Origin of the sequence: Donghicola tyrosinivorans (assembly GCF_003003355.1) — a bacterium.
Taxonomy (GTDB): Bacteria; Pseudomonadota; Alphaproteobacteria; order Rhodobacterales; family Rhodobacteraceae; genus Donghicola; species Donghicola tyrosinivorans.
This window is the reverse complement of sequence record NZ_PVTQ01000004.1, coordinates 234,633-257,093: the sequence shown is the minus strand read 5'-3', so window position 1 is coordinate 257,093 and position 22,461 is coordinate 234,633. Positions and strand designations below refer to the sequence as shown.

22 protein-coding genes are annotated in these 22,461 nt (G+C 60.3%); 10 read left to right on the top strand and 12 right to left on the bottom strand.

Translation table 11 applies throughout. The features are described 5' to 3' along the window. Positions 1 to 8 precede the first annotated feature (8 nt). The 3 genes from CLV74_RS08200 to CLV74_RS08190 are packed head-to-tail and all read right to left on the bottom strand — an operon-like array spanning position 9 to position 1,998. The gene (locus CLV74_RS08200; RefSeq protein WP_106263743.1) at positions 9 to 518 is read right to left on the bottom strand and encodes a lysozyme inhibitor LprI family protein; all 510 of its coding nucleotides are present in this window, start codon (positions 516 to 518) and stop codon (positions 9 to 11) included. Further along, positions 515 to 838 carry a hypothetical protein gene (locus CLV74_RS08195; protein WP_106263742.1) on the bottom strand — a complete coding sequence of 108 codons (324 nt, stop codon included), beginning with the start codon at positions 836 to 838 and terminating at the stop codon, positions 515 to 517. Before CLV74_RS08195 ends, CLV74_RS08200 begins: the two co-directional genes overlap by 4 nt. Further along, entirely contained in the window at positions 835 to 1,998 is a 1,164-nt protein-coding gene (locus CLV74_RS08190) for an isovaleryl-CoA dehydrogenase (RefSeq protein ID WP_106263845.1), read from the bottom strand. The genes CLV74_RS08195 and CLV74_RS08190 overlap by 4 nt, the downstream gene beginning before the upstream one ends. Positions 1,999 to 2,207: 209 nt before the next feature. Between CLV74_RS08190 and CLV74_RS08185 the strand changes: the two genes are divergently transcribed. Continuing rightward, positions 2,208 to 3,098, top strand: coding sequence for a LysR substrate-binding domain-containing protein (locus CLV74_RS08185; protein ID WP_106263741.1), 891 nt, complete (start codon positions 2,208 to 2,210; stop codon positions 3,096 to 3,098). A gap of 92 nt (positions 3,099 to 3,190) precedes the next feature. Further along, a complete protein-coding gene (locus CLV74_RS08180) occupies positions 3,191 to 4,537 on the top strand; it encodes an NAD(P)H-dependent oxidoreductase (protein WP_106263740.1) in 1,347 nt (448 codons plus the stop codon). 151 nt (positions 4,538 to 4,688) lie between these two features. On the opposite strand, the gene CLV74_RS08175 is transcribed toward CLV74_RS08180, so the two are convergent. Next, on the bottom strand, positions 4,689 to 5,381 hold the full coding sequence (locus CLV74_RS08175; RefSeq protein WP_106263739.1) for a GntR family transcriptional regulator: 693 nt from the start codon (positions 5,379 to 5,381) through the stop codon (positions 4,689 to 4,691). A gap of 242 nt (positions 5,382 to 5,623) precedes the next feature. On the opposite strand from CLV74_RS08175, the gene CLV74_RS08170 reads away from it, so the two are divergent. From CLV74_RS08170 to CLV74_RS08150, 5 genes are all read left to right on the top strand, one after another. Continuing rightward, positions 5,624 to 6,598 (top strand): ABC transporter ATP-binding protein, encoded by a 975-nt coding sequence (locus CLV74_RS08170; protein WP_106263738.1) that lies wholly within the window; start codon positions 5,624 to 5,626, stop codon positions 6,596 to 6,598. Positions 6,599 to 6,634: 36 nt separating this feature from the next. After that, a complete protein-coding gene (locus CLV74_RS08165) occupies positions 6,635 to 7,900 on the top strand; it encodes an ABC transporter substrate-binding protein (protein WP_106263737.1) in 1,266 nt (421 codons plus the stop codon). Positions 7,901 to 8,000: 100 nt separating this feature from the next. After that, positions 8,001 to 8,855 (top strand): ABC transporter permease, encoded by an 855-nt coding sequence (locus CLV74_RS08160; protein ID WP_106263736.1) that lies wholly within the window; start codon positions 8,001 to 8,003, stop codon positions 8,853 to 8,855. A 2-nt stretch (positions 8,856 to 8,857) separates the two neighbouring features. After that, the gene (locus CLV74_RS08155; RefSeq protein ID WP_106263735.1) at positions 8,858 to 9,694 is read left to right on the top strand and encodes an ABC transporter permease; all 837 of its coding nucleotides are present in this window, start codon (positions 8,858 to 8,860) and stop codon (positions 9,692 to 9,694) included. 1 nt (position 9,695) lies between these two features. Continuing rightward, entirely contained in the window at positions 9,696 to 10,346 is a 651-nt protein-coding gene (locus tag CLV74_RS08150; RefSeq protein WP_106263734.1) for an aspartate/glutamate racemase family protein, read from the top strand. Here the strand turns inward: CLV74_RS08150 and CLV74_RS08145 are convergent. From CLV74_RS08145 to CLV74_RS08120, 6 genes are all read right to left on the bottom strand, one after another. Next, on the bottom strand, positions 10,336 to 11,121 hold the full coding sequence (locus CLV74_RS08145) for a TIGR03915 family putative DNA repair protein (protein ID WP_106263733.1): 786 nt from the start codon (positions 11,119 to 11,121) through the stop codon (positions 10,336 to 10,338). The two genes, CLV74_RS08150 and CLV74_RS08145, sit on opposite strands and share 11 nt — an antisense overlap. Positions 11,122 to 11,124: 3 nt before the next feature. Next, positions 11,125 to 12,372 carry a putative DNA modification/repair radical SAM protein gene (locus CLV74_RS08140; RefSeq protein WP_106263732.1) on the bottom strand — a complete coding sequence of 416 codons (1,248 nt, stop codon included), beginning with the start codon at positions 12,370 to 12,372 and terminating at the stop codon, positions 11,125 to 11,127. Between the two features lie 99 nt (positions 12,373 to 12,471). After that, complete coding sequence (locus tag CLV74_RS08135; protein ID WP_106263731.1) at positions 12,472 to 13,098, bottom strand: transmembrane anchor protein; 627 nt, start codon at positions 13,096 to 13,098, stop codon at positions 12,472 to 12,474. Positions 13,099 to 13,109: 11 nt separating this feature from the next. Beyond that, a complete protein-coding gene (locus CLV74_RS08130) occupies positions 13,110 to 13,784 on the bottom strand; it encodes a HupE/UreJ family protein (protein ID WP_245888487.1) in 675 nt (224 codons plus the stop codon). A gap of 74 nt (positions 13,785 to 13,858) precedes the next feature. Continuing rightward, positions 13,859 to 15,046: a DegT/DnrJ/EryC1/StrS family aminotransferase gene (locus CLV74_RS08125; RefSeq protein WP_106263730.1), complete on the bottom strand. Its 1,188-nt coding sequence runs from the start codon at positions 15,044 to 15,046 to the stop codon at positions 13,859 to 13,861. Then, a complete protein-coding gene (locus CLV74_RS08120; RefSeq protein WP_106263843.1) occupies positions 15,043 to 15,732 on the bottom strand; it encodes an HAD-IA family hydrolase in 690 nt (229 codons plus the stop codon). Before CLV74_RS08120 ends, CLV74_RS08125 begins: the two co-directional genes overlap by 4 nt. 133 nt (positions 15,733 to 15,865) lie before the next feature. Between CLV74_RS08120 and glmU the strand changes: the two genes are divergently transcribed. Then, positions 15,866 to 17,212 (top strand): bifunctional UDP-N-acetylglucosamine diphosphorylase/glucosamine-1-phosphate N-acetyltransferase GlmU, encoded by a 1,347-nt coding sequence (gene glmU, locus CLV74_RS08115; protein WP_106263729.1) that lies wholly within the window; start codon positions 15,866 to 15,868, stop codon positions 17,210 to 17,212. A gap of 2 nt (positions 17,213 to 17,214) precedes the next feature. Continuing rightward, positions 17,215 to 19,032, top strand: a complete 1,818-nt coding sequence (glmS, locus tag CLV74_RS08110; RefSeq protein ID WP_106263728.1) for a glutamine--fructose-6-phosphate transaminase (isomerizing) — start codon at positions 17,215 to 17,217, stop codon at positions 19,030 to 19,032. 159 nt (positions 19,033 to 19,191) lie between these two features. Here glmS and CLV74_RS08105 read toward each other — a convergent pair whose 3' ends face one another. Continuing rightward, positions 19,192 to 19,755, bottom strand: coding sequence for a hypothetical protein (locus CLV74_RS08105; protein WP_146134919.1), 564 nt, complete (start codon positions 19,753 to 19,755; stop codon positions 19,192 to 19,194). A gap of 12 nt (positions 19,756 to 19,767) precedes the next feature. Between CLV74_RS08105 and moaA the strand changes: the two genes are divergently transcribed. Then, positions 19,768 to 20,772, top strand: coding sequence for a GTP 3',8-cyclase MoaA (moaA, locus tag CLV74_RS08100; RefSeq protein ID WP_106263726.1), 1,005 nt, complete (start codon positions 19,768 to 19,770; stop codon positions 20,770 to 20,772). 239 nt (positions 20,773 to 21,011) lie between these two features. Here the strand turns inward: moaA and murD are convergent, their stop codons facing one another. Then, on the bottom strand, positions 21,012 to 22,415 hold the full coding sequence (gene murD, locus CLV74_RS08095; RefSeq protein WP_106263725.1) for a UDP-N-acetylmuramoyl-L-alanine--D-glutamate ligase: 1,404 nt from the start codon (positions 22,413 to 22,415) through the stop codon (positions 21,012 to 21,014). Positions 22,416 to 22,461 lie beyond the last annotated feature (46 nt).

The window sequence follows — 22,461 nt, the reverse complement described above, 5'->3', positions numbered from 1 at the left end:
CCAAAACCTCAGTATTCTTGCCCGTGACCGGCCAAATAGATCGCCTGCGCCGCCGTCATCCGCATCATGCAACCGCCGCTTGCGGGACCTCCGCCTGTGCCATTCCCCCAAAGCGAGCGCTCATATCCACAGGTGCCATCCCGAAACGCGATCCACGCTCTTTGCATCTCGCGCAGCGCTTCTTCCTGAGACGGGACGGCAGCACCTGCATCCATATACTCCGCATCCATCTGCTTGGCCTGCGCCAGCACCCGCTGGTATTCCCCGTTCAGCTTTGCATCCCAAACAGCGATCTCCAGCCCTTGGCACGCCATCATGCCGTAGGTGGACCAGCCGCCTTCGTTCTTCTCCATGCAAAGACCTGCGGCCATGCCGACACAATCGTCCGAGCGCCCGAACTCTGCCGCGTTCTGGAAACACTGCTCGACCAGCGCCTCTTCGAACTCAAAGGTCTCTTGCGCAGAAACAGCACCGGCCAAGGCAAGAAAACAAAGCGATAGTGGCAACTTGCGGCTCATATCTTCATCTCCATCCGCGCCGGTGTGATACGCTCAACATAAACCAGTTGCCCCCACAGCCCGGCACCAAAGCGCCATTCGCGCCCGTCCGGATGGCGGCAGATCACCCGCAACTTGACCCAATGGCCCTGCGCCGTTTCCGCATGGCAATTTGACAGCGCTGCCCCTGTCCCTGCCTCGGCCAGATAGGCCGCCGCATAACGCTCGATCACATCGGTTTCGGTCAGACTGGCCGCCAGCCAGCCCAATCGCAGGCCGATCACAGCCACCAGCGCCAGAAAGGCCCCAAGAACTGTGAACGCGACCTGCCTCAGGCTCACTTCATCGTACCCATCAATTCGCGCCCGATCAGCATCCGGCGGATTTCGCTGGTGCCTGCGCCGATCTCCATCAGTTTGGCATCACGGAACAGACGGCTCACGACGCTGTCGTTCATAAAGCCGCTGCCACCCATAGCCTGCACAGCCTGATGGGCCTGCTTCATCGCCTCTTCGCTGGCATAAAGCACACAGGCCGCTGCATCCTGCCGCGTCACCTGCCCCCGATCACAGGCCTTGGCGACCTCATAGACATAGGCGCGGGCGCTGTTCATGGCCGTGTACATATCGGCCACCTTGGCCTGCATCAGCTGGAAATCCCCGATGGGCTTACCGAACTGTTTGCGCTCGGCCAGATAAGGCATGATCTCGTCCAGACAGGCGGCCATGATCCCCGTTCCGATACCAGCCAGAACCACACGCTCGTAATCCAGACCGGACATCAGAACGCGCACGCCCTTGCCCTCTTCGCCAAGCACATTCTCGAAGGGCACTTCCACATCCTCGAAAATCAACTCGGCCGTGTTCGATCCCCGCATCCCCATCTTGTCGAAATGCTTCGAGGTCGAGAAACCGACCATCGACTTCTCGATGATAAAGGCGGTAATCCCCTTGGCCCCCGCCTCGGGATCGGTCTTGGCATAAACCACCAAAGTGTCCGCATCCGGCCCGTTGGTGATCCAGTACTTGGTGCCATTCAGCCGGTAATGATCATTCCGCTTTTCGGCCCGCAACGACATCGAGACCACATCGGACCCCGCCCCCGCCTCGGACATAGCCAAAGCGCCCACATGCTCGCCCGAGATCAGACCGGGCAGATACTTGCGCTTCTGTTCATCGGTGCCATTCAGCTTGATCTGGTTCACACAAAGGTTCGAATGGGCCCCATAGCTCAAAGAGACCGAGGCCGATGCCCGCGCAATCTCTTCCACTGCAATCGTATGGGCCAGATAGGACATGCCTGCGCCGCCGAATTCCTCCGGCACGGTGATCCCCAATAGACCTAAGTCCCCCATCTCGCGCCACAGCTCTGCGGGAAACTCGTTCTGCGCATCCACCGCAGCCGCCATGGGCTTCACCCGCTCCTGCGCCCAACGATGCACCATATCACGCAGCGCATTCACCTCTTCCCCAAGGTCAAACGTCATCGAAGCCATGAACATCGGCGATTCCTCCCAGACCGGCCGGCGCTCGTTATTGAACGCTTGTTCATATCCTAGAAACACCTTCGCGCTCCCGTCAAGCGCTTTCACGCCGCACCCCTTCATCTTGGCCCAATTACCTCGGGGGAGGCCGCAAGGCCGGGGGCAGCGCCCCCACCCCATTGACGCCCGCACGGCGCCCCGCCACTCTGGCAGTAAAAAGGCCCCCAATGACTCCCTTCCGTGCCATTGCTGTTTTCTATCAGGTCGCCACGCTAAATTCGGTCCGCGCCGCAGCGCAGGCACTCAACGTGACACCCTCCGCCGTCAGCCAGCAATTGCGCACGCTCGAAGAACAACTGGGCACCGCCCTCACCATCACCCGAAACCGCAAGCTACACCTGACCGAAGCAGGCGAGCGCTATTTCGAACTGATCTCCGACAACATCGCAGGGATCGAGGCCGCCACCGCCCTCATCCGCGGCACGCCCCAGTCGACCACCCTGACCATCCGCGCCACGCCCACAATTGCAACAAAATGGCTGCTGCCCCGCATCAAGGGTTTTCTGGACGAAAACCCTTCCATCGACCTGCGCCTTGATGGCACGAACGAGCCCACAGACTTCGCCCGTGACCACGTGGATCTGGAAATCCGCCACGGTATGGGCCGCTGGCCGGGCCTGCATGTCCAACCTCTCGCAACGGAACACTTCCTGCCCGTCTGCAGCCCCGATTTTGCCGCCGCCTCCAGCCTAACGGCCAGCGACATCACGGGCCTCCGCCAGATCCGCTCGGTCAAAGCGCAAATCCAGTGGCCCGACTGGTTCACTGCCCAAGGCCTCACACCCCCAAAAGCCCCGCGCCGCCTGTCCTTCGATCGTTCACACATGGCGGTAGATGCCGCCGCCCAAGGCCTTGGCATCGCCCTCGAAAGCACCCTGATGATGGACGAGGAACTGCGTGCAGGGCGCCTCGTGATCCCCGTCAGCAACCCGCCCAAGATACCGATCACCACCCAATGGCTGGCCTGCCCACCCAGCCATCTCACCCGCCGCCGCGTGCGCCGTTTCCTTGACTGGATCACCATCGAGGCCCGCAACTGGGAAACGGAAACAATTTAGAAAATCCGAACACTCACCCAGAAAAGATAAATTTTTCTGCGAAAAATTTCGTGCCAGCGTCACCGGAACCAATCCAGTTCCGGAGACCATCAATGAACCTGTCCCATCTTCTTAAAGCCCGTGCCGAGGCAGGCAAACCCATCCGCGTCGGCCTTATTGGTGCGGGCAAGTTCGGCTCGATGGTATTGGCCCAAGCCCGCAAAATCGAAGGTTACCACATCGTGGCCGTCGCCGATCTGGACGTGGGCAAAGTCCGCACCGCGCTCAAACGCACCGGCTGGGAAGCCGAAGAATACGCCGCGACCTCATTCGGTGATGCCATCGACACGGGCCGCACCTTCATCACCGACGACGCCAGCGCCCTCTGCGCCTTCGATGGAATCGAATGCATCATCGAGGCCACCGGCCATCCCCTCGCAGGCACCCGCCACGCCCTCATGGCGATCGAGGGGATGAAACACATCGTCATGGTCAACGTTGAAGCCGACGTCATGTGCGGCCCGATCCTTGGCAAAATGGCCCGCGAAAAAGGCCTCGTCTACTCCATGGCCTACGGCGACCAACCGGCCTTCTGCTGCGAGCTTGTGGATTGGGTTCACGCCTCAGGTTTTGAATTAATTTCTGCCGGTAAGGGCATGAATTTTCAACCGGAATACCGATACTCCACCCCCGACACAGTCTGGGGCTATTTCGGCTGGTCTGACGAATTCGTCGCAAAGGGCGACTTTAACCCCAAGATGTACAACTCCTTCACCGACGGGACCAAAGCCGCCATCGAAATGGCAGCTGTCGCCAATGGCACCGGCCTTGATTGCCCCGACGATGGCCTTGCCTTCTACCCCTCCGGCCTGCAAGATCTGGCACAGGTCTTCAAACCCGCCCAAGACGGCGGCCGCCTGCCCAAAGCAGGCCTCGTGGACATTGCCGCCAGTCAGGAACCCGACGGCCGCGAAGTCCTGAACAACATCCGCTACGGCATGTTCGTCACCTTCAAAGCGCCGGATGAATACACCCGCGCCTGCTTTGAACAATACGGCCTGCTCACGGACAAATCCGGCTGGTACGGCTCCATGTGGCGCCCCTTCCACCTGATCGGCCTTGAAACCTCGGTCTCCGTCCTTTCCGCCGTCCTTCGCAAAGAGCCCACCGGCACCTCGCGCGAATTCCGCGGCGATGCGGTCGCCACCGCAAAATCCGACCTGACCGCAGGCAGCTATCTGGACGGCGAAGGCGGCTACTGCGCATGGGCCAAAGCCATTCCAGCCACCCGCTCCACCGCCATTGACGCCCTGCCGATGGGCCTTGCCCACCACGTCAAACTGAAAAACAACATCCAGAAGGACCAGATCATCCGCATGTCGGATGTGGATCTCACCGACGATCTTGACGTGGTCAACTTGCGCCGCGAGCAGGTCCGAACCATGGGGCCAAACCGCTAACAAAAACGGGCGCGGAACAAACCCGCGCCCCTCGCTTCTTCTTGATCCAAATACTCGAACCGGCACCGCGCCAGCCAAAAGCCAAACGCTAAATCAAAGCACCCAACTTCCTTATTGCCCAAATACTCAAAAACCGCCCACAGCAAGCGCCTTAGCCCGACGCTTTCAAAGCCTCGCGCAGAGACTGTGGCTGGGATGCCTTGCTCGACAGATCAAGTGAGCTCACTAGGTCCAGCAAATGGCTCTTCATCAACTCTTCCGCCCGATCCCCATCTCGCGCGGCAAAGGCAGTCATCAGCGCGTGATGGGCGTTACTCTCGCATAAGGCCGCACGCCGCTGCCAATAGAGGGCAATGATCAAGGACGACCGCGCAATCAACTCGGTGATAAAGGCCTCGATGGTGGATTGATCGGCAATCCGCGCCACTTCGATGTGGAACTGCCCCGACAGATACAGCGCCCGCCCATTATCCCCCGCGTGCAAAGCCGCATGTTCAGCATCGATATGGGCCTGCAAAGCCACAATATCCTCGTCCGTCATCCGCACTGCGGCTGATCGCGCCGTGCGCGGCTCCAAGAGCGCACGGGCTTCAAACACTTCACGGGCTTCGCGCACAGTGGGCTGCGCCACAAAGGCCCCGCGATTGCGCTTCAACTCAACCAGACGCCTGTGCGCCAGTGCCTGCAAAGCCGCCCGAACCACCGTGCGCGAGACGCCATAGACCTCGCCGATCTCGTCCTCACCCAGTTTCGAGCCGGGGATCAGGCGATGCTCATGAATGGCCCGCTCCAGATCCAGAGCGACATCTTCGGCGGTCATCGGTTTGGTGGGTGAGTCGGTCATGGCTGTCTTTCCTATGTACCCAAACGTGGAATCACCCGGCATCAGGCGCAAGTCAGCAATTCCACCCAACCGCGTACACGAGATTGTATACGATCTTGTTGCATTTTATGTGCACACCATCGCTGCAACCGCACAATAATCAGGCAAGTTATGTTTCCCGACCCCGACTCGCCAGATTTTCCTGCCATTCGGTCAAAAACCCGCTCCAGCATGATCCCAACCTCAGGGGAACTGGAGCGATCATGGGACGCGAATACGATCTGGAACTAGTGAATGTCAGCAAAAGCTACGGTGACACCGTGGCGGTCAAAGGGCTGAACCACAAATTCCACGCGGGCAGCTATGTGTGCTTTCTGGGCCCCTCGGGCTGCGGCAAGTCCACCACCCTGCGGATGATCGCGGGGCATGAGGATGTGACCAGCGGATCGATCGTCTTGGACGGCTTTGACGTCAGCGACCTGCCCCCAGCCAAGCGCGGCACCGCCATGATGTTCCAAAGCTACGCGCTATTTCCGCACCTGAGTGTGCGGGACAACGTCGCTTTCTCATTGCGCATGAAGGGTGTGGATCAAACCACCCGACACAAGGCCGCCGGTGAGATGCTGGAACTGGTGGACATGTCCCAATACGCCGACCGCCTGCCAGCGCAGCTGTCTGGCGGCCAGCAACAGCGGGTGGCACTGGCCCGCGCTCTGGTCACCAAGCCCAAAGTGCTGCTGCTGGACGAGCCCCTCTCGGCCCTTGATCCATTCCTGCGCATCCGCATGCGGGCCGAGTTGAAAAAGCTTCAGCGTGAACTTGGCATCACCTTCATCCATGTGACCCACGGACAGGACGAGGCGCTGGCGCTGGCCGATGAGATCGTCCTGATGAACAACGCGGTGATCGAGCAATCGGGCAGCGCCCGCGATGTGTTCAACGCTCCCCGCACCGAATTCGTGGCCCGTTTCATGGGCGGTCACAACGTCATCACCCTGGACAGCGGCAAGTTCGCCTTGCGCGCCGATGAGGTGGGCGTTGGTCCCAGCGGCATGCCCGCCACCGTGACCGGCGTCGAATACCAAGGGGCCCATGTGGCCCTGAATGCCACCACTCAATCAGGCGAAGATGTCTTGGCCCTGCTGCCAGAGGCCGCCTTCTTTGCCGATCCCAAAAATCCCGGCGATGCCATCGCGCTGACCTGGAACGAGGGGCGGCTGCACCGCCTCCAAGCTTGATCACACTTATAACCAGTCCAACAAGGGAACTTCTTCATGTCTAAAATGCGTTACTCCCGCCGTGCTGTCCTGAAAGGGGGCGCTGCTGCCGTTGCCGCCTCGACCCTACCCGCCCCCATGGTGTGGGCGCAGGAAATCAAAGACATCACCCTGCGCCAGTTCGGCACCGGTGTGTCGAACCTGAACGAAGTGGGCCAGAAGGTGAAAGAGGACCTTGGCTTCACACTAGAGATGACCGCGCTGGATTCCGACAGCGTCACCCAGCGTGCCGCCACCCAGCCCGACAGCTTTGACATTGCCGACATCGAATACTGGATCTGTAAAAAAGTCTGGCCCACCGGCAACCTGCAGGCGATGGATACCAGCAAGATCAAGAACTACGACAAGATCGTCGGCATCTTCCGTTCGGGCAAGCTGACACCGGAAAGCGTCATTGCCCAAGGCACCGCGCCCCATTCGGTCGGCTTTGTCGAAGGCCCTGATGCCACCAGCTTTGCGGCAGAAGAAACCGGCTGGATGACCCTGATCCCGACCATCTACAACGCCGACACTCTGGGCATCCGCCCCGACCTGATCGGCCGCCCCATTGAATCATGGGCCGAACTCTTGAACCCCGAATTCAAGGGCAAGGCCAGCATCCTCGACATCAGCTCGATCGGGATCATGGATATGGCCATGGTCTGCGAAGCCATGGGCGAGATCCAGTATGCCGACAAAGGCAACATGACCAAGGAAGAGATCGACAAGACCATCGCGATCTTTACCGAGGCCAAACAGAACGGCCAGTTCCGCGCTTTCTGGAAGACCTTCGATGAATCCGTGAACCTGATGGCCTCGGGCGAGGTGGTGATCCAGTCCATGTGGTCGCCTGCTATCACAGCTGTAAAATCGCGCGGCATTCCCTGCGTCTACCAGCCACTGAAAGAGGGCTATCGGTCATGGGGCGGCGGCATCGGCCTGTCGAAATCCCTCAGCGGCATGGAGCTGGATGCGGCTTATGAATACATCAACTGGTATCTGGACGGCTGGGTCGGTGGCTTCCTGATGCGTCAGGGCTATTACTCGGCGGTGCCCGAGACCTCGAAGAACTACATGAGTGAGAACGAGTGGGGTTACTGGTTCGAGGGCAAGCCCGCGACCGGCGACATCACCAGCCCCTTCGGCGACGTGCTGGCCAAAGCGGGCGACGTGCGCGACGGCGGCTCGTTCGAAGAGCGTATGGGTCGCGTGGCCTGCTGGAACGCGGTCATGGACGAAAACCAGTACATGGTCCGCAAGTGGAACGAGTTCATCAGTTCCTAAGGTAAGGGGCTTTGCCCCTCTGGGCGGGCCTTGCGGCCCGTCCATTCACCCCAAGGTATTTTCTCCAAGATGAAGGGGCGCGGGCCCCGAGGATGGGATCATGGCAATGAGCCGTCATGTGGTGGGCTGGATGCAGGCTGCGCCGCTGGCCCTGGTGCTGGCGGGGTTTCTGGTTCTGCCGGTGATCCTGATCGTGGTGGTCAGTTTCTGGGGGGCGACCGAGTGGTCGATTTACCCTGCGTTTTTATGGGACAACTACGAGTTTCTGTTTTCTTCACCCGTGACATACCGGGTGTTTTTCAACACCTTTAAATACGCTCTGATCACTTGGGCTTTGACCTTGGGCATCGGCTTTACGGTGGCCTATTTTCTGGCCTTCCACGTGCGCGGGCAGACGACGCAGATTGCCCTGTTTTTGCTGTGTACGATCCCGTTCTGGACCAGCAACATCATCCGCATGATCAGCTGGATCCCCTTTCTGGGGCGCAACGGGATTGCCAACCAGACACTGCTGGATTGGGGGCTGATTAATCAGCCGCTGGAGTGGCTGCTCTATTCCGATTTCTCGGTCATTCTGGCCTTTGTGCATCTTTATACGCTGTTCATGGTGGTCCCGATTTTCAACACCATGATGCGGATTGATCGCAGCCTTCTGGAGGCAGCCTATGACAACGGGGCCAGCGGGTTTCAGACCCTGTGGCATGTGATTGTGCCTTTGACCAAGCCGGGCATCATGATCGGCACCATCTTTGTGGTGACGCTGGTGATGGGTGATTTCATCACCGTGCGTTTTATGTCGGGAAGTCAGAGCGCCAATGTGGGCCGCTTGATTTCCAACGACATTGCCCTGCTGCAGTATCCCTCCGCTGCGGCGACGGCAGTGGTTCTGCTGTGCACCGTGCTGCTGGTCATCGCCATCCTCTTGCGCTTTGTGAACATCCGGAAGGAGCTGTGATCATGGGCAAACGCTCAACGTCCTTTTACGTGCTGGCCGGCTTCTTCGGGCTGTTCCTGCTGTTTCTTTACGGGCCGACGATCACCATCGCGATCCTCAGCTTTCAGGGGCCGCAAGGGGGGCTGACCTTTCCGATGAACGGCGTGTCCCTGCACTGGTTCCATGATCTGTTCCAGCAACAGGCGGTGGGCGATATCTGGGGCGCGTTCCGCAGGTCGCTGCTGCTGGGGCTGATGGTAATGGTGGCAACCGTTGTGGTCTCGGTCATGGCGGGGCTGGCGTTTCGCAAGCGGTTCAAGGGATCGGGCGTGCTGTTCTACTTGGCAATCACCTCGTTGGTGATCCCGTCGATCCTGATCTCGCTTGGGGTGGGACTGTTGTTCGACCAGTTGGGCTTTAAGGTCCATTGGAGCACCAGCGGCTTTGGCAGCCAGCTGACGTGGACCCTGCCCTTTGGCCTCTTGATCATGTTCGCGGTCTTCAACCGCTTTGACAAAAGCTATGAAGAGGCGGCCCGCGATCAGGGGGCGAGTGCGTGGCAGATCATCTGGCATGTGATCCTGCCGATTATTGCGCCTTCGCTGATTGGTGTTGCGCTATTCGGCTTTACCCTCAGCTATGATGAATTTGCGCGAACGCTGCTGACATCCGGCAGCTACAACACCCTGCCGCTGGAGATCTACGGCATGACCACCAATGTCACGACGCCGGTGATCTATGCGCTGGGAACCCTGACCACCTTGTTCAGCCTGATGATCATCGCGCTGTTCTTGCTGACGGTCTGGGTCATGGGCAAGCGCCGGTCGCGGTTCGGGTCCGATGCGGGCAAGGGAGTGTAAGGTGCGCATCGTCTATATGAACCCCAACTCGACCCAAGCCATGACCGACAGCATGGTGGCGGTCGCCCGTGCGGCCAACCCAAATGTGCAGATTGATGGCTGGACCAACATCGGCGCGCCGCCCGCGATCGAAGGGCCCGAGCATGGCGAGATGGCCTTGGACGGACTGCGCCGCATGGTGGCGCGGGCCAAGAGGGAAGGGGTTGATGCGCTGGTCATCGGCTGCTTTGACGACACCGGCTTATTGGAGTTGCGGGCGCAGGCCCATTGCCCCGTGATCGGCATCGGTCAGGCGGGCTATGCGGCGGCGGATTTGTTGGGTTTGCGCTTTGCGGTTCTGACCACCCTGCCTGTGTCCCTACCAGTGATCGAAGGCAACATTGCCGCCCTTGGCTATAGCCCTCAATGCCTGAAAATCATGGCCAGCGGCCTGCCTGTCCTGACCGTTGAAGAAGGCAGCGAAAAGACCCGCCGGCATCTGGCAAACGGCATCGACGCCCTGACCGCTGAGGGCGCGCAGGCAGTGGTCCTAGGCTGCGCTGGCATGGGCCGTTTGCGCGATGATCTGACCGCCCGCACGGGCGCTGTGGTGATCGACGGGGTCGCAGCAGCGGCGCAACTGGCCCCTGCATTGGCGCGGATCAAGCCTTAGGCTTGGACCGTTCGATCATCTCTAGCTCACGGCCTCGGGCACCGGCAATCATGCCGGTGATCAGCCGCGTCTCGGGCATGTTCTTCCAGTATTTCTTCGGCATCTCGCGCAGCATAGCCCCCGTCATCAATCGCGACGGATTGAAGATCGACGCGTAGTAGGTCTCCCAAATCTTTTCGGTCGGATCTTCATCTGGAATGTCGCTGCTGCTGGCCCCCGCGCCTTCCGTCAGCACATCCCCATCCCAATGGACCGAGCCGTCAGGCGTCAGGATCGACCACTCCATATTGGCAAAGCGCCCCACAAAGAAGCCGGCGTTGGCCCGCAGGATGTGGTGATCCGGCTCAAACCAACTGATGTAGCGCACACGGTTGCCCACGGGCATTTCGCGGAAGCGCACAAAGGCTCGCATCTTGTGAATATCGCGCCGGATCGCTTTGACCAGCACGCTCAGCCGTCGCACCAACGGATCGGCACGGTCCTGCATCACCCGCGGATCGCGCCCCACACGGATCAAAAGACCATAGAGCAAGGCAAACCGCTGGGGGTCCCGATGCAGAACCGCCATACGGGCTAGATCGATGAAGTCCTTCGGCACGTTCAGGGTCTTGGCCCCCTGCGGCATCGTCAGATCGGCACCGGCAAAAAGATCGGTGACCTCATCACCCACCTGCCATAGCACGTCCTCGGGCGGCACGCCCCGTGCCGCCAAGGCCCGCGCTGCCATGCGCCAGCCGTCGAAATCATCGGGGGCCTCGAGCCGGATCACCTCCATGGCTCAGGCTCCGAACAGATCTAGCTGCACCGGCTTGGGCGCGACCAAGGCCTTCAGGTCGGCGCGGTCGGTGAGGCGCACGGGACGCCAGTCCTCGCAGATGATAAAAGGCAGCAGCTTTTTCACGCTGACTGTCAGCCGCCCCACGTCCTCCAGCCGCAACCGCCGCACCCGCCGCGCCGACAGAATGCCGTTCACCGCCTTGGTTCCCAGCCCCGGCACCCGCAGCAACGCCTCTTTCGGGGCGCGGTTCACATCCACGGGGAAATGCTCGCGGAACTTCAGCGCCCACGCCAGCTTGGGATCAATGTCCAAGGGCAGCATTCCCGTCACGGGGTCTGTCGTCTGGGCCACATCCTCGGGCGTAAAGGTATAAAACCGCATCAGCCAATCCGCCTGATACAAACGGTTCTCCCGCTGCAACGGCGGCCGTTTCAACGGCAGCACCGCCGAGGCATCAGGGATCGGGCTAAACGCCGAATAATAGACCCTCCGCAATCCGAACCGATCATAAAGATGCGCCGCCCGCCCCACGATATCGCGGTCAGTGCCATCGTCCGCCCCCACGATCATTTGGGTCGATTGGCCTGTGGCAAAGCGCGGCGCATGGCGATAGCGGCGGCGGGCATCCTTGCTATCCTCAATCGCAAGGCGCATCTGCCCCATCGCCCCTTCAATCCGCGGTGCGGATTTCTCGGGGGCCAGCTTGGTTAGCCCCGGCACCGTGGGCAGTTCAACGTTGATAGAGACGCGATCGGCAAACCGCCCCGCCGCCTCGACCAGCATCGGGTCCGCATCGGGAATGGTCTTTAGGTGGATATAGCCCCGAAAGTCGTGATCCAGCCGCAGGGACCGCGCCACCTCGACGATCTGCTCCATCGTATAATCGGGCGAACCGATGATCCCAGAGGACAGAAACAGCCCCTCAATATAGTTCCGCTTGTAAAAGCTTAGGGTCAGGTCCACTACCTCTTTCGCCGTGAACCGCGCCCGCCGCACGTTCGAGGATTTGCGGTTGATGCAGTAGTGACAGTCGAAAATGCAGCTGTTGGTCAGCAGGATTTTCAGCAGAGAGATACAGCGACCGTCCGGCGTATAACTGTGGCAAATCCCCGATGAGGCCGTCGTGGATCCGATCCCCTTACCGCCCCGTGAATCCCGTTTTTGCGCCCCCGATGAGGCACAAGAGGCGTCGTATTTCGCGGCATCGGCAAGGATTTCCAGCTTGCCCGCCATGTCCAGTCTGCTCATCAATCCGCTCCATCTGCGTGGATGTGACGGAAAAGATAGAACGCAACATGAACATCGGCCAGTGTAAAATGTTCACCCCTTGTTCACATTTTGCCAGTCTTATGGGTGCAGCATCCGGTCGTACTCTCCGCCGGTCTGGATCGTCAGCTGAATGGGTGCGGCGGTCGGGTTGCTCCACCACCAGCCGTGCAGCCCGTCAAAGGCAGCCGTCAGCGTGCCATCGGCGCTGGCCACATCGCGGCCCTGCTCATAGCTGATCTCGCCATCACCCTCGCCGTGGGTATCATGGGTCAGACCGGCCCCGTCCGTGTGCCAAGCGTACTGGGCCGCCTGCCCTTCAGTCATCGTCAGCTTGACCTCAAAGCCCTGACCGGGCGCCAGCGTGTAGGTGAAACTGTCGCGCCACTCGGCGGGCAAGACCTCAACCGCCTCCAAAGGCGCGCCTGCGCTCAGGGCGTCCAGCTTGGCCTCGATGTCGCCAAGTCGGCTTAGAACTTCGGTGATACGGGGATCGCGCTGCGCCTCTTCTTCGGCAGCCGCAGCCAAGCCCTGCTTGACCAACCCCATCTGCGTCAGACCCAGCGCATAGCCCACGCCCGTCGGGTCCACGCCATATTCCGCAGGCAGCCAGAAGGTCACCACCAATGCCGCCCCGATCGCTGCCGCGCCCAGCGTCGCGCCGATCAAGCCCTTGCCCGATGCCTCTACGGCTTTCACGTCACCCATCGGTCTCTCCCTTACGCCAGCATCAAGCCGGCGATCTGATAGAACATCAGCGCAAATCCGGCGATCATCAGCAAAACATTCGCAGCATAAGACTGCCGCGCGAAACGGGGCATCGCCCGCCATTGGTGCATCACCATCAGGATCAGCAACAGCGCGGTGATCTGGCCCAACTCGACCCCCACATTGAAGGCAACAAGGTTCACCAGCAGCCCGTCCGAGGAGATCTCATAGTCCAGCAGCTTTGACGCCAAGCCAAAGCCATGCAGCAACCCGAACACAAACACCGCCCCCTTGGGCGAAGGCCGCACACCGAACCAGCGTTCAAACGCACCAAGATTATCCAGCGCCTTATAAACCACTGAAAAGCCGATGATCGCGTCGATGATATAGGGGTTTATTCCGATCCCGAACCAGACCCCCGCCAGCATGGTCAGCGAATGGCCCAGCGCGAAAAGCGAGACATATGCCCCGATCTGCCGCACCCCATAGAGAAAAAAGATCACTCCAAAGAGGAACAACAGATGATCATAGCCGGTGACCATATGTTTGGCCCCCAGATAGACAAAGCTTGGAATCTGTTCGCCACTGACCTGCGCCAGATAGCCCTTGTCCCCTTGGGTTACCGCATGGGCCATCGCACCTTGGGTCCCTAGCAGCCACGGGACCAACGCCCACAGATATCTCATCGCGCCCTTCCTTGTTTCCGCCCCTACCTTAGCAGAGCCGCAAACAGGTGCGATCCAGACCAATGTGGCAGAGGTCAGCTTTGCGCCTTGGTGATCTCGTCCCGCAGGATGCGCCCGATCAAGTCGCAATCCTCAAGCGAGAATGTCAGCGGCAAGCGCATGTCGATCAGCCCCGCAAGGATCGCATCGGTCTTGGGCAGCTTGGGCACAGGGGCATAGCGCCAACTGTCATAACGGCTGGTAAAGGCCTTAGGCTCGGCCGCGCCAAACCACTTCAGATCAACGCCGCGCTTGGCACAGGCCGCCATCAGCGCCTCGATCCGCTCAGTTGCCCAGCCGCGCATCAGGAACTGAAAGCTGGAACCAACCCGCACCGCAGCCTCTGGCGCTTGAGGCAGATAGACACCGTTCAGCCCATGCAACACATCCCGCACCACATTATGACGCGCATTCCACCCCGCGATACGCCCCGCGAGCAAAGGGATCTGGGGCCGCAGCACCGCCGCCCGCAGGTTATCCATCCGCCCCGAGATATTGGGCGTCTCATACCGGATCTCTTCATAAACCTCAGGCCCCGGCCCAGCGCGATGCTTGCCATAGAGCATATAAGAGCCCGACAGCATCACCGCCCTTGCCATCAGTTCGGCATCATCGGTGACCAGAAAGCCCCCCTCGCCCGAGTTGATGTGCTTGTAGGTCTGGGTCGAATAGCAGCCGACCGCCCCGTGGCGTCCGCTTTGCACGCCCTTCCACGTGGCCCCCATAGTGTGGGCGCAATCCTCAACCACGGTGATCCCAGCGGCATCGCAAATCTGCATCAAGCGATCCATGTCACAGATATGGCCGCGCATATGGCTTAGCAGCAGAACCTTGGCCTGATCCGCCTTGGCGGCCAGATCGTCCAGATCGATCACCAGATCGGGCGTCACCTCAACGTAGACAGGCGTGCCGCCCACTGCCGCGATCGCGCCCGGCACAGGAGCCAGCGTAAAGGCGTTGGTCAGCACCGGATCACCATGCTTAACCCCCACCGCCCGCAGCGCCGTGCAAATCGCATAACCGCCCGAGGCCACCGCCAGCGCATACTCCGCCCCCACATAGGCGGCGAACTCTTGCTCTAGCAAAGCGGCCTCTGCCGTTTCGCCTGCCGCCTCATTATAGCGGTGCAAGCGGCCATGCTGCATGACAGCCGTGGCTGCCGCAATACCTTCGGCGGGGATCGGGTCCTGCTGGGTAAAGCTGCCCTTGAAGACTTCGGTCATGCGCCTGCCTCCGCGGCAAAGCCCTCCATCACCTCGGCCAAAACCGCCTCAAGGCGGCTATAGTGGTCCAGCAATCCTTCAGGCGCCAGATTGCGCACCCCGTCCCCATCGGGCCCAAAGGTCACCAACACGCAAGGAATGCCAAGGTTTTCGGCACATTTGCGGTCTGTGATCGTATCCCCGATCAGAACAGAGCGTTCAGGCACGCCGCCCACCAGCCGGATCGTTTCCGCCAGAGGCGCAGGATCAGGCTTGCGTACCGGCAGCGTATCCGCCCCGATCAGCGCATCAAACAGGTCCCGCGCCCCCATGCGGCTCATTAGAGTTTCTGCCAGCCCTTCCGGCTTGTTGGTGCAAATACCCACACTAACACCCCGCGCCCGCAAACGATGAACGGCATCCAATGCGCCCTCGTAGAAGACCGTGTTAGCATCTATGTTTTCGCCGTAATGGGCCAATAACAAAGGATATTGCCGTTCGATCTCATCCAGATCATCCGCACGGCCCAACCGCTGCATGCCCAGCGTCAGCATCGCCCGCCCGCCTTTGAACGCGGTAGACGCATCGGCCATAGGGTCCAGCTGCGGCCCCACACCCATCCCGACAAAACAGGCGTTTGCGGCGGCAATCAAATCAACGCTGGTATCGGCCAGCGTGCCATCAAGATCAAAAATAACTGAGTGCATAGTGGTCTCCATCGGCGGCACCTTGCCGCCCTCTGACATGATCCGCAATGATCTTTGATGGCCCGCCCCCTTGTGCCTTTGCACATGCTCTATAAAAGAACTGCAAAACTATCGAATTGAGGACCATTTCTTTATGGCAACCGCGCTGATTGTTCTTGCCGCAGGCCAAGGCACCCGAATGAACTCTGACCTTCCCAAAGTTCTACACAAGGTCGCCTCTGCGCCCCTGATGGTCCACGCCCTTAAATCCGGCGCATCGCTGGCCCCCGAACGTCAGATTGTCGTGGCAGGCCACGGTGCTGCCGAAGTGACCAAAGCCGCGCAGGACTGGGACGAAGAGATCAAAGTGGTCCTGCAAGAAGAACAGCTTGGCACTGCCCATGCGGTTGCGCAGGCCCGCCCTGCGCTGGACGGCTTCAAAGGCGATGCGATCATCCTCTATGGCGACACCCCTTTCATCCGCCCCGAAACCCTTGAAGCAATGGTCGAGGCCCGCCGCACCCACGACGTGGTTGTACTGGGATTTGAGGCCGCCGATCCCGGTCGCTATGGCCGCCTTGTGATGAACGGCGACAAGTTAGAGCGCATCGTCGAATTCAAAGACGCCTCTGAGGCCGAGCGCGCCATCACCCTATGCAACAGCGGTGTGGTCTGCGCCGACGCGGATGTCCTCTTCGATCTGATCGAGAAAGTGGGCAACGACAATGCCAGCGGCGAATACTACCTGACCGACATCGTGGGACTTGCTTGGGACACCGGTCGCAGCGCCACCGCCGTCACCTGTACCGAGGCCGAGACGATGGGCGTCAACACCCGCGCCCAACTGGCCGAGGCAGAGGCCGAGTTCCAATCCACCATGCGCGCCGAGGCGCTGGAAAACGGCGTCACCCTCACCGCGCCCGAAACCGTCTTTTTCGCCCATGACACCATCGTGGGACGCGAAACCATCATTGAACCCAACGTGGTCTTCGGCCCCGATGTGACCGTGGAAAGCGGCGCTGTGATCCGCGCCTTCAGCCATCTAGAAGGGTGCCACGTCAGCCGCGGCGCTATCATCGGCCCCTACGCCCGCCTCCGTCCCGGCGCGGAAATCGGCGAAGAGGCCCACATCGGCAACTTTGTCGAGGTCAAGAACGCCCAAATCCACGAAGGGGCCAAGGCCAACCACCTGACCTACATTGGCGACGCCACCGTAGGCAAAGGCACCAACATCGGCGCAGGCACCATCACCTGCAACTATGACGGCTTCTTCAAACACCACACCGAGATTGGCGAGCGTGCCTTCATCGGCTCCAGCACCATGCTGGTCGCCCCTGTCCGCGTCGGCAACGGCGCGATGACCGGTTCAGGCTCGGTGATCACCAAAGACGTGGAAGACGGCGCACTGGCCCTTGGCCGCGCCGCGCAAGTGAACAAACCCGGCATGGCCGAAAAACTCTTTGATATGCTCCGAGCCAAAAAAGCGAAGGCAGGTAAATAATTATGTGCGGAATTGTAGGCATTCTGGGCAACCACGAAGTTGCCCCCACTCTGGTCGAGGCCCTGCGCCGCCTTGAATATCGCGGCTATGACAGCGCGGGCATCGCCACCGTCAACGAAGGCAAGCTGGAACGCCGCCGCGCGGTCGGCAAGCTGGTGAACCTATCGGACCTTCTGGTTCATGACCCGCTGGCAGGCAAATCAGGCATCGGCCACACCCGTTGGGCCACCCACGGTGCGCCCTCAGTGGTAAACGCCCACCCGCACCGCTCGGGCAAGGTCGCTGTCGTCCACAACGGCATCATCGAGAATTTCCGCGAATTGCGCGAAGAACTGGCCGCCCACGGTCTGGCCTGCGAAACCGAGACAGACACCGAAACCATCGCCCTGCTGGTCCGTCACTACATGGATCAGGGCATGGGCCCTCGTGAGGCTGCAAAAGAAACCATCGCCCGCCTGCACGGCGCCTTTGCCCTGTGCCTGCTGTTTGACGGCGAAGAAGACCTGCTGATCTGCGCCCGCCTCGGCTCGCCTCTGGCCATCGGCCACGGGGACGGAGAGATGTATGTGGGCTCGGACGCCATCGCTCTGGGTCCGCTCACCAACCGCATCACCTATCTGGAAGAAGGCGATTGGGCCGTGGTGACCCGCGACGGCGCGGAAATCCGCGACGCGAAGAACGAACAGGTCAGCCGCCCGATGAAAGTGGTCTCGCTGGACGCCACCCGTGTGGACAAAGGCGGCCACAAACACTTCATGTCGAAAGAGATCGCCGAACAGCCCATCGTCATCGGCGACGCCCTCAGCCACTACCTGACCACCGATGGCAAGGATATTGTCCTGCCCGAGATCGACTTCACCCAGATTTCGCGCATGACCATGGTGGCCTGCGGCACGGCTTTCTACGCCTGCCTCACCGCCAAATACTGGTTCGAACAGCTTGCCCGCATGCCCGTGGAAATCGACGTTGCCTCGGAATTCCGCTACCGCGAACCACCCATTGAAGCTACCAGTGCCGCCCTCTTTGTCAGCCAGTCGGGCGAGACCGCAGACACACTGGCCGCCCTGCGCTACTGCAAAGGCAAAGCAGGCTCGATCCTGTCGGTGGTCAACGTCCCCGAAAGCTCGATCGCGCGTGAAAGCGACATCGCCCTGCCCATTCTTGCGGGCACCGAAATCGGCGTGGCCTCAACCAAAGCCTTCACCTGCCAGTTGACCGTGCTACTGCTTCTGGCCCTGCGCGCAGGCCACCAGCGCGGCCATATCAGCGATGAGGCCCTAGCCGATCACCTCTCGAACCTGCGCTCGCTGCCGGGCATCCTCAGCCACGCCCTCAGCCAGACCACAGGCATCGAAGAGGCCTCGGCCGAACTGGCCGAAGCCCGCGATATCCTCTTCCTGGGGCGCGGCGTCATGTACCCGCTGGCCCATGAAGGCGCCCTGAAGCTGAAAGAGATCAGCTACATCCACGCCGAAGCCTACGCCTCGGGCGAGCTGAAACACGGCCCCATCGCCCTGATCGACCAATCGGTCCCAGTGGTGGTTCTTGCCCCCTGCGACAGCCTCTTCGACAAAACCGTCTCGAACATGCAAGAAGTCATGGCCCGCCACGGCCGCGTCCTGCTGATCACAGACAAAAAAGGCGAAGCGACCGCCAGCGCGGGCGTGTGGAAGAGTATCGTGATGCCGCAAGTCTCCGACGTGCTCACACCGATCCTCTACGCCCTACCTGCGCAGCTTCTGGCCTATCACACGGCCATAGCCAAAGGCACCGACGTCGACCAACCCCGCAACCTCGCCAAATCGGTGACAGTGGAATAAGGGCTCACGCCTTCTTTCATCTTGGCAAAAATACCTCGGGGAGCGAGGGCCAAGCCCTCGCGGGGCAGCGCCCCGAAAATTCCCGAGGTCGCACAGGGGGCTCTGCCCCCTACGGTCTTGCGGACCTACCCCCGAGGTATTTGATCCAAGATGAAAGGACTAGAGCTTAGACAAAGTCACTTCTGGCAAAGACGTCAACGACGCACCAAGCAGTCGCAAAGCTGCAAGAGATATCTGGGGGCTGCCTGACCCTGCCAGAGGCCGCAGTGTGACCTGCATGGGCTGCCCCCCTGCGATTGCCACAGTTCCAAACTGCTCGGCCTGAACAAGATCTGTTTTCACCCAAAGCCCTGGCTCCGTCGGGTCACCCAGAGAAACGATCTGCGATCCCAATACTTTTCCAGCGCCCGAAACTGCAGAGGCATCAGCACTTCCTGCGCCATTTCCCGCATCTAACGCAGCGGCCCCTTTCGCCTCAACTGACGGCAGCGGAGACTGCCTAAGAGCCGACAGCGGCGCTGAACCATTCTCGGTAACTTGGCTCGAAGTCGAGCTCTTCGATTGCGGCAGGTTCAAAGGGTTGGTGGCATCCATTGCAGCACAGTTTGCCAGAGCCAACAAGATCGCTATTCCAACAGATTTCCGCATCATGAACCCGTCCTTTTTCTTTCCGCCAACGACTGGCGTAATTGAAGGCGCTTGCCGAACCGCAGGTCGCGCCATAAGTTCCCCCCTATGACAGCACCTTTGATCGACCCTTTCCAGCGCCCAATCTCCTATCTTCGCGTCTCCGTGACCGACAGATGCGATTTTCGTTGCGTTTATTGTATGGCGGAAAACATGACCTTTCTGCCAAAGAAAGAACTTCTGACGCTGGAAGAGCTGGACCGTATGTGCAGCACCTTTGTCTCTCTTGGGGTTGAAAAACTGCGCATCACGGGCGGCGAGCCTCTGGTACGACGGGACATCATGACCTTTTTTCGTGCCATGACCCGTCATCTAGACAGTGGTGCACTGAAAGAGCTGACCCTGACCACGAACGGCTCTCAGTTGGAGAAATACGCGGATGATCTTTTCGCCGCGGGCGTAAGACGGGTGAATATCTCGCTTGATACACTGGATGAGCAGAAATTTGCGGATGTGACCCGTTGGGGGCGCCTACCACAGGTACTACGCGGCATCGATGCCGCGCAAAAGGCAGGTCTTCGGGTCAAGATCAATGCGGTCGCGCTCAAGGGCTTCAATGAGCCGGAACTGTTCCAGATGGTGGAATGGTGCGCGAAACACGACATGGACTTAACCTGGATCGAAGTCATGCCAATGGGGGATCTAGGGAACGAAGACCGTCTGGACCAGTACTGGTCGCTCAAAGACTTGCGCGGGCAACTGGCACAACGCTACACCCTGACCGACCTGACCGAGCGCAGCGGCGGCCCTGCACGCTATGTACGCCTTGAAGAAACGGGGCAGAAGATCGGCTTCATCACACCCCTGACCCATAATTTCTGCGAAAGCTGCAATCGCGTGCGTCTGACCTGCACGGGCGAGCTCTTCATGTGTTTGGGCCAAGAAGATCGCGCAGATCTGCGTGCACCTTTGCGGGCCAGCCCCGAGAATGACCAACTGGAAGACGCGATCCGCGCAGCAATCAGTCTTAAACCCAAAGGCCACGACTTCGATTATTCGCGCCAGACCGTCGCTGGCCAAATGACCCGACACATGAGTCACACGGGCGGTTAAAGCTGCCCGCAAGGGGCAATTTATCGAACCCTTCGTTCATCTTGGCCAAAATACCTCGGGGAACGAGGGCTTCGCCCTCGTGGGGCAGAGCCCCGCATGGCGAACCCGTCGCACAGGGGGCGCCGCCCCCTACGGGCCTTTCGGCCCTACCCCCGAGGTATTTGCACCAAGATGAAGAAGGCGGTCGCAAAGCTTGATCTCGGGCACGTTCAGGAAAAGCACTTGCAATAGAGTCCTGATCAGGCGTTCAGCACCTTCGCGACTTGTGCTGCGAAATCGTCGCCCCGCTTTTCAAAGCTATTGTATTGGTCAAAGCTGGCACAGGCGGGTGCCAAGAGCACCACATCTCCGGGCTGCGCCTCGGCGGCAGCGACGGCAACAGCGGCTTCCATGGTCGTGCAAATGTCTTTTTCGACATCGCCCAGTTTCAGGGCAAACTCAGCAGCTTCACGGCCGATGACATAGGCCTTTGTGACATTGCAAAGCTGAGGCTTCAGCCCGTCCAGTCCGCCCTCTTTCTCAAGCCCGCCACAGATCCAACGGATGTTCTTGAAGGCACCCAGCGCCTTGGCCGCAGCGTCTACATTGGTGGCTTTTGAATCGTTGACGAACTTGACGCCGTTCTTTTCACCAAGCAGTTGGCTGCGGTGGGGCAAACCGCCATAAGTCTTGAAACCGTCCTCGATCACACGAGGCGCCAGCCCGAGGCTACGGCAAACCGCATAGGCGCAGCAGGCGTTTTGGTGGTTATGGGCACCCGGCAGGCCTGCGATGTCGCGCAGGTCGATACTGGCCACCTGTCGGCCCTTACGCCATTCGGTCAGAAAGCCTTTGCGGGCGTAGACCAGCCAACCCGGTCCCGACAGTTTTTGGCCAGAGCTGATACGGATCACCCGATCATCTTCGGGCGCGACCGACAGTTGCCCTGCCAGATAGCGCCCCTCGGCCTCATCCACGCCGATGATGGCACGGTCCGGTCCGCCTTCGGCAAAGAGACGTCGCTTGGCTGCGAAGTACCCTCCCAGACCGCCATGACGATCCAAGTGATCCGGCGAGAGGTTCGTGAAAACCGCGATATCCGGCGTCAGGGCGCGGGCAAGATCGGTCTGGTAACTGGAGAGTTCCAGCACGATGACCTCGCCCTCTTCCGGCGTGTCCAGATCCAGAACGCCACGGCCGATGTTGCCTGCAAGCTGTGCAGGTCGGCCGGCATTGGTCAGGATGTGATGGATCAATGCGCTGGTGGTGGACTTGCCATTGCTGCCTGTGACGGTGACCACACGCGGAGGCTGCTCGAACATCTCCCAATCGGGGTTCGATATGCTGCGGAAGAAAAGGCCGATGTCGTTATCCACCGGCACCATCGCATCCATCGCCGCCGCGATCACGCGGTTGGGCGTCGGGTAGAGGTGGGGGATGCCGGGGCTGACCACCAGAAGGTTCACCCCGTCAAAGGCGTTCTGACGGGTTAGATCGGTGGCGGGAAAGCCCTCGACTTCGGCCTTGTCACGGGCGTCGGCATTATCGTCCCAGACCAGCACATTCGCACCACCGGCCCGCAGGGCCTTGGCCGCTGTCAAGCCAGAGCGGCCCAATCCCAGAACCGCGATCGTCTGACCTTCTACACCTTGTACGGGGATCATCTGCGCCTCCCATTAGAACACGTTACCGGCAGTGCTAAGACAAGCG

Coding starts and splice junctions, on each gene's coding strand:
- CLV74_RS08160 (WP_106263736.1), top strand. CDS start 8,001: ATGGCAATGAGCCGTCATGTGGTGGGCTGGATGCAGGCTGCGCCGCTG.
- CLV74_RS08190 (WP_106263845.1), bottom strand. CDS start 1,998: ATGTTCATGGCTTCGATGACGTTTGACCTTGGGGAAGAGGTGAATGCG.
- CLV74_RS08175 (WP_106263739.1), bottom strand. CDS start 5,381: ATGACCGACTCACCCACCAAACCGATGACCGCCGAAGATGTCGCTCTG.
- CLV74_RS08130 (WP_245888487.1), bottom strand. CDS start 13,784: ATGAGATATCTGTGGGCGTTGGTCCCGTGGCTGCTAGGGACCCAAGGT.
- CLV74_RS08145 (WP_106263733.1), bottom strand. CDS start 11,121: ATGGAGGTGATCCGGCTCGAGGCCCCCGATGATTTCGACGGCTGGCGC.
- CLV74_RS08200 (WP_106263743.1), bottom strand. CDS start 518: ATGAGCCGCAAGTTGCCACTATCGCTTTGTTTTCTTGCCTTGGCCGGT.
- murD (WP_106263725.1), bottom strand. CDS start 22,415: ATGATCCCCGTACAAGGTGTAGAAGGTCAGACGATCGCGGTTCTGGGA.
- CLV74_RS08170 (WP_106263738.1), top strand. CDS start 5,624: ATGGGACGCGAATACGATCTGGAACTAGTGAATGTCAGCAAAAGCTAC.
- CLV74_RS08155 (WP_106263735.1), top strand. CDS start 8,858: ATGGGCAAACGCTCAACGTCCTTTTACGTGCTGGCCGGCTTCTTCGGG.
- glmU (WP_106263729.1), top strand. CDS start 15,866: ATGGCAACCGCGCTGATTGTTCTTGCCGCAGGCCAAGGCACCCGAATG.
- CLV74_RS08120 (WP_106263843.1), bottom strand. CDS start 15,732: ATGCACTCAGTTATTTTTGATCTTGATGGCACGCTGGCCGATACCAGC.
- CLV74_RS08140 (WP_106263732.1), bottom strand. CDS start 12,372: ATGAGCAGACTGGACATGGCGGGCAAGCTGGAAATCCTTGCCGATGCC.
- glmS (WP_106263728.1), top strand. CDS start 17,215: ATGTGCGGAATTGTAGGCATTCTGGGCAACCACGAAGTTGCCCCCACT.
- CLV74_RS08135 (WP_106263731.1), bottom strand. CDS start 13,098: ATGGGTGACGTGAAAGCCGTAGAGGCATCGGGCAAGGGCTTGATCGGC.
- CLV74_RS08185 (WP_106263741.1), top strand. CDS start 2,208: ATGACTCCCTTCCGTGCCATTGCTGTTTTCTATCAGGTCGCCACGCTA.
- CLV74_RS08165 (WP_106263737.1), top strand. CDS start 6,635: ATGTCTAAAATGCGTTACTCCCGCCGTGCTGTCCTGAAAGGGGGCGCT.
- CLV74_RS08125 (WP_106263730.1), bottom strand. CDS start 15,046: ATGACCGAAGTCTTCAAGGGCAGCTTTACCCAGCAGGACCCGATCCCC.
- moaA (WP_106263726.1), top strand. CDS start 19,768: ATGACAGCACCTTTGATCGACCCTTTCCAGCGCCCAATCTCCTATCTT.
- CLV74_RS08105 (WP_146134919.1), bottom strand. CDS start 19,755: ATGGCGCGACCTGCGGTTCGGCAAGCGCCTTCAATTACGCCAGTCGTT.
- CLV74_RS08180 (WP_106263740.1), top strand. CDS start 3,191: ATGAACCTGTCCCATCTTCTTAAAGCCCGTGCCGAGGCAGGCAAACCC.